Origin of the sequence: Propionivibrio sp. (assembly GCF_016790145.1) — a bacterium.
Taxonomy (GTDB): Bacteria; Pseudomonadota; Gammaproteobacteria; order Burkholderiales; family Rhodocyclaceae; genus Propionivibrio.
The window spans coordinates 1-5800 of record NZ_JAEUOI010000115.1 but is presented as its reverse complement, the minus strand read 5'-3'; the positions used below and the strand labels follow the sequence as shown (position 1 = coordinate 5800).

6 protein-coding genes are annotated in these 5800 nt (G+C 61.4%); 4 read left to right on the top strand and 2 right to left on the bottom strand.

Annotation, left to right across the window (positions count from 1 at the left end):
- Nucleotides 1-302 (bottom strand): Na/Pi symporter (locus JNM42_RS10355; RefSeq protein ID WP_294269105.1); only part of this gene is annotated, 302 nt, incomplete at its 3' end.
- Between the two features lie 206 nt (nucleotides 303-508).
- Between JNM42_RS10355 and JNM42_RS10350 the strand changes: the two genes are divergently transcribed.
- The gene (locus tag JNM42_RS10350) at nucleotides 509-3229 is read left to right on the top strand and encodes a mechanosensitive ion channel domain-containing protein (protein ID WP_294269102.1); all 2721 of its coding nucleotides are present in this window, start codon (nucleotides 509-511) and stop codon (nucleotides 3227-3229) included.
- 393 nt (nucleotides 3230-3622) lie between these two features.
- Nucleotides 3623-4183 carry an SH3 domain-containing protein gene (locus tag JNM42_RS10345; protein WP_294269097.1) on the top strand — a complete coding sequence of 187 codons (561 nt, stop codon included), beginning with the start codon at nucleotides 3623-3625 and terminating at the stop codon, nucleotides 4181-4183.
- Between the two features lie 7 nt (nucleotides 4184-4190).
- On the opposite strand, the gene JNM42_RS10340 is transcribed toward JNM42_RS10345, so the two are convergent.
- Entirely contained in the window at nucleotides 4191-4328 is a 138-nt protein-coding gene (locus JNM42_RS10340) for a hypothetical protein (protein ID WP_294269095.1), read from the bottom strand.
- On the opposite strand from JNM42_RS10340, the gene JNM42_RS10335 reads away from it, so the two are divergent.
- The gene (locus JNM42_RS10335) at nucleotides 4327-5370 is read left to right on the top strand and encodes an AI-2E family transporter (RefSeq protein WP_294269092.1); all 1044 of its coding nucleotides are present in this window, start codon (nucleotides 4327-4329) and stop codon (nucleotides 5368-5370) included. The genes JNM42_RS10340 and JNM42_RS10335 overlap by 2 nt on opposite strands.
- Before the next feature lie 43 nt (nucleotides 5371-5413).
- A partial coding sequence (locus JNM42_RS10330; protein WP_294269089.1) for a YhjD/YihY/BrkB family envelope integrity protein occupies nucleotides 5414-5800 on the top strand: 387 nt, incomplete at its 3' end.

Sequence of the window (5800 nt, the reverse complement as noted above, 5' to 3'; positions counted from 1 at the left end):
GAGCCGACGGCGGCGCCCATGATGACGGCGAGGGCCTGCGCCAGGGTGAGAACCCCGGCCGAAACGAAACCGATGGCGATCAGCGTGGTCACCGTCGAGGATTGCACGACCGAGGTGATGGCGACGCCGGTCAGCAACGCGCTGAAGCGGTTGCGGGCGAGTCTGGCCATGATGGTGTTCAGTTGCGAACCGGCCATCGCCCGCATCGCATTCGACATCATCGTCATGCCGTGCAGGAACAGCGCCAGCCCGCCGGCAAGCCCGATCAGCATGGGCGCAAGTGACAATGATTCGTAGTCCATCAAAACCCCCTGTGGGTGAATCGATCAAGGAGCGAAGGACGCTTGCCTTGCCTTGCGCGGTGACCGTCAGCCGGAATGGGTCTGCATCGGCAAGGACGCGATCAGCACGTAAGCTAGCAGAACAGCAGGAGTGGTGCAATCCAAGCTTTCGCACTCGGCGCGGCGGCAATCGAGACTATCCCGGGGAGCGATCATGAAAACTGCCGTTGACCGTAGTTGCGGCGATCAAGGACAATCAGTCTTATGCCCTTGAAATTTCAATCACTGCGCTCGCCCCGAGCAATGAGCTGCCCGGCGCCTGGCGCTCCGCCATCGCTCGTGGCCGACCTTGTTCCTTGGCGCTGGCATTACAGGTGGTGGGCCGCCCCGATGTCACAGCCCAATCCGGTGCGCAGGGTCATGCACCTGGTGCCAGGCCGGTGAGCGCCAGAACGCGTCTCTGCCGGGTGGCCGCCGGCGCGCTGCTGATCTGGGTTACTGCCGGATCGGTAGCCGTCCGCGCCCAGACTCCCGCCGCCGCCGACGCCAATCCGGCGTCGGTCGAGGCCACGGCACAGGTTACAGCCCATGGATCAGCCGACATTCCGGCGCGTGCCGATGCCGACCAGCAGTACATCCAGGACATCGTACGCCGGGCCCGGGTTCCCGACCTTGCGCAACGCTATGAAGAGGCATTGGCAAGCCATTCCACAACCATCGGCCAACTCGCCGAGCGTTCCGGCCAGAGCGATCTCGGTGTACTGTCGGTGCGCCGGCTGGAGAGCCTGCAGCGCCACTGGCTGCTCTACGAACGAGTGCTCACCCAGACGCGGGCCGAGCTGGCGCGCAGCACCAACGCCAAGTCCGAAGACATGGCCGACCTGGCGAAGCGTCGCGCCGTCTGGCAGGCCACCGGCCAGACGGCGGGACTGGCCCCGGCACTGCTCGAGCGCGTCGACGAGTTGATCGCCATGATCGACGAAGCGGAAAAGCAGGCCGCGCTGCCGCTGGGCAAACTGCTCGATCTGGGACGCAAGGGCAGCGCGCTGGCGACCCAGGTGCAACAGGGCATTGCCTCGGTGTCGGCCAAGATCGACGATCAGGACCGGCGACTGGTGAGCATGGACACGCCTCCCCTGTGGCAGGCTCTGGGCGACAGCAAAGCGCTCGATCCGGTCAGCATCGGGATGAGCCGCAGCCTGGAGATCGAGCGAGCGTTCGCCAGCGGCTACGACGCCGCGAACGTTCGCTGGCTGCCGGCGTTGGCCGCCGGTGCCTTGCTGCTCTTGCCGGCGATGGTCTGGCTGAGGTATCGCGCCCGCATGCTGGTGGCCGCCGGGCAAGCCACCGAGCCTTCCATGCGCGCGCTCTCGCGTCCCTGGGCGGCGTGGCTGCTGCTCGTCCTTATCGGCGCCGTGGTCTATGATATCCAGGGGCCTATCTTCCGCCAGCAGGCGGTGATGCTGCTCGCCTGGATCCCGGTGCTGGCGCTGGTCCAGCGCCGCGTGCTGGCCAGCGTCGGCCCCTGGGCCTATTTCAGCGCCTTTTTTTATTTCCTGAACGCCCTGGCCTCCTTGCTGCTCGGCGATCAGCTTCTGTACCGCGGTGTCCTGCTGACGCTGAACCTGCTGATGCTGCTGACGCTGGCCTGGCGCATGCTGCGCGCGCGGCGTGGTGCTAGCGACGAGGCCGACGAGGCTGGCACCATGCCCGCCCGACCGCTGACCTTCCTTGGCTGGGTCGCTTGCGTGGTGCTGCTTGTATCGGCGGGTTCCAATATCCTCGGCAATATCTCCCTGGCGACGATGCTCACCGGCGCGCTGCTCGACAGCAGTTACGCCGCGCTGGCCCTGTACGCCGGCAGCACGGTGCTGGTGGCCTTGTTCCAGGTACTGGTTCCGCGCTCGACACTGGCGCGTATCGCCGGGCGCCATTCCGGTTCGCTGATCCCGCTGGCGGCCCGGCTCGGCCGCACGTTGATGGTGCTTGGCTGGCTGATCTACGCGCTCCAGTCATTCCGCGTCTATCGTCCGCTGTCCGCCTTTCTTATAACGGTGCTGACACATGAATTCAAGCTTGGCCTGCTGTCGGTCAGCTTGGGCAACATCGCGGCATTCGCGGCGGCGGTCTGGGTTGCCTTCTGGCTGGCCCGTACCATCCGCCTGCTGCTCGCCGAAGACCTGTTGCCGGCACTTTCTTTGCCGCGCGGCGTGGGCGACAGCATCTCGACGCTCACCTATTACAGCATCGTCTTTCTCGGCCTGCTGGCGGCGCTGGCCATGGCCGGCTTCCAGGTCGGGCAACTGGCCATCGTTTTCGGCGCGCTCGGCGTCGGCATCGGTTTAGGCCTGCAGGACGTGGTGAAGAACTTCGTCGCCGGGCTGATCCTGATGTTCGAGCGGCCGATCCGGCTCGGCGATGTGGTCGATGTGGCGGGCATGAGCGGCAAGGTACGCGACATCGGCATGCGGGCCACCATCATCACCTCTTTCGATGGCGCCGAGGTGGTGGTGCCCAACGGCATGCTGCTGGCCGACAAGCTGGTTAACTGGACGCTGCACGGCAGCAGCCGGCGCATCAGCATCGACATCAGCACCGGCTACGGGGTGAGCCCGCAGCAGACCATTGAGTTGCTGGTGGGCATTGCGCGCGGCATCGACGGCATCGCCCTGTCGCCTGCCCCCGAAGCCATTTTGACCGGCCTCACTCCCGGCGCGCTGGAGTTCAGCGTGCGCGCGTGGACCACGCCGCATGCGAACTGGATCGAGATGCGCAGCGAACTGGCCGTGCGCATTCGCGACGGCCTGGCCGAAGCCGGCATCGAGGTGCCGCTGCCGCAGCGCGAAATGCACGTGCGTAGCGTGCCCGCGGCGGTGGTGCCGGCCGTGGTACCAGGCAGCGTCGCACCTGGGCAAGGTAGCACTGGCGCCGACTTGCCGAACACCTGAACACCTCAGGCTGGGGATGTGCCGCGGCTGGGTTAAACACCACCGCAGAGGCGCGGCAAAGGTGACGCAAAGAATTCTTTCTCAAACAATGTGTTAACTTTGCGATTTCTTTTCACCATTGCGTCTTTGCGGTGGAATTCTGACTATTTCACAGCCTCTGAGGGCGACTGGTTTCCCTGGACATGCTCTGGCGTATTTCAAGGCTGAACGCGCCTAAAAAATTCTCACCCCCCCCCTAATTTTTTTTGGTTTATTTTGCGCTCACGCTGGATCAATACCTCTTGCGTTATTGCCTTCTGAAGACGAGTCCAACGAAATCCCAAGGATAATCCGGCTTATGCCCTTGAAATTACTGCCCTTTCGCTCGTCCACATGCCATTAAGGTAATGCTCGATGCGCCATGCTCACCGGGTGCTTGCCGTCATCAAGTTGGCGAAGGTGATACGGGTGGCGGACAATTCCAGTGACCGAATCGAATCAACCACCGACAGGATGCTCATGCCCATATCTCTAAAGTTATTGCTTGCACTGGTACTCGCCGGTACCTCATGCATTACACCGGCGGCGGAACAAACGGCGACCACGACGAGCGCTGTTAACGTTCGTGCCGGCCCCGAGAAAATCTTCCCGACCGTTACCTGGCTCTTGAGCGGGACACAGGTCACCGTTGTCGGCTGTGTTGCCAACTGGCGGTGGTGCGACGTCATTGCGGGTCGTGATCGGGGCTGGGTGTATACGCGCTTCCTTTCCATTCCGTTCAATGGCAGTGCAGTCACCATTGTCAGTGGTGGCCCCAATCTCGGCCTGCCACAAAGCGAGTTTTCACTCGGTGAATACTGGGACACCCATTACCAGCGTCAGCACTGGTTCGGACGCAAGGCCTATTGGCAGAGCCGTTGGGAGCGCCGGGCACCGGCACGCGAATGGCGTGACCCTTCGCCCGTAACCCGATAAGGATCGGTCATCCCGGAGCAATTGCAATCACCGCTGCGGCTGACCGCTTGCGCGCTTTACGGCAGCGTATCGTCAAGGGTGATAGCGGTTTGTCGAGTACGTCGCGGAAGACGGGATTGCCGGAGATCAGGGCATATTCAGACATGGATCGACTTCAAGCGCTCGTACACGGCACCGTCCTGATGCTGATCACCGGTTGGCTGCTGTACATCGGGAAAGATGTCTTTGTCCCGGTGTTCTTTGGCCTTGTCGTTGTCTATGTGATTGTCGGTCTGGCGCAGGCCTTGCACAGAATTCCGCACCTGGGAAGCGTTCTGCCGCTTCAGGTCAGATACGTACTCTCGGTGCTGGTCATCACACTTTCATTGCTTGTCCTTGTTTACCTTTTCATCATCAACAAGGACAGGTTTCTGGCGCTGGCCCCGCAATATCAGGAATCCCTGCTCGCTGCCATCCAGAGATTTGCTGTTTTTCTGCGCATCGAGACCGAACCCACCTGGACTACACTGCGCCAGGAACTGTTCGCCCAGATAAACATTCAGCGGCTGCTCGGGTCAATGCTGGCCTCGGTGTCGTCGATCATCGTCAGCGTTATCGTCGTGTTCCTGTATGCCACCTTCCTGTTTGTTGAGCGGCGCTCTTTCCCCCGGAAAATCGAAAATATCTCGAGTGATGCCAGCCGCGTCGCCCGGATTCGGGCAATCACCACCGACATCAACAAGCGAATCGGATCCTACCTGGCGCTGAAGACATTCATCAGCTTGTTTCTGGGCGCGATAAGCTGGGTGATCATGGCCTTCGCCGGTCTTGAATTCGCCGCGTTCTGGGCGGTGCTGATCGCCTTTCTGAATTATGTTCCCTATATCGGATCGTTTCTCGGCGTGTTGTTCCCGGTCATCATGGCGATCATTCAGTTCGAGAATCCGAATGTGGTCCTTTCGTTGTTACTCGGACTGGTGCTCGCCCAGTTCCTGATTGGCAACTTTCTCGATCCCTATGTCATGGGCAATTCACTCAACCTCAGCCCGTTTGCCATCCTGGTCAGCCTGGCAATCTGGTCGGAATTGTGGGGAATCGCCGGCGCCTTTCTGGCGGTCCCGATTACTGCCGTCGTGGCCATCATTTTCTCAGAGTTTTTGAGTACACGGCCGATTGCTGTCCTTCTCTCGCGCAACGGCAGGCTATGAGACAGGCGAGCGGAAATTCCACAGAACCCGGGCGTGTGCCGCAATGCTCGCGGGTCAGCCTGAAATGCCGGTGCTCGCAAGCCAGGCCAGCGCACGCGACCAGCCTCTCCGGCAGGCGGGTAATCAGGACATGATTTTCAGGGACATCATCGATCTGTTCAAGGCGGCTGCCGTGAACTGGGTACATGACTATGCGCAGAGCATGGGTGCGGCCCTGGCCTTTTACACGATGTTCTCGATTGCTCCCCTGTTGTTGATCGTGATTTCGATCGCCGGATTGTTTTTCGGTGAGCAAGCTGCGCGTGGCGAAATCTATGCACAACTGCAAGCCATGCTTGGAACTCCTGGAGCACTGGCCGTTCAGGGGCTGCTGGAAAGCGCCGGCAAGCCAGCAGAAAGCGTGATGGCGACACTCTTCGGACTGATCTTT

Coding starts and splice junctions, on each gene's coding strand:
- JNM42_RS10335 (WP_294269092.1), top strand. CDS start 4,327: ATGGATCGACTTCAAGCGCTCGTACACGGCACCGTCCTGATGCTGATC.
- JNM42_RS10340 (WP_294269095.1), bottom strand. CDS start 4,328: ATGTCTGAATATGCCCTGATCTCCGGCAATCCCGTCTTCCGCGACGTA.
- JNM42_RS10345 (WP_294269097.1), top strand. CDS start 3,623: ATGCGCCATGCTCACCGGGTGCTTGCCGTCATCAAGTTGGCGAAGGTG.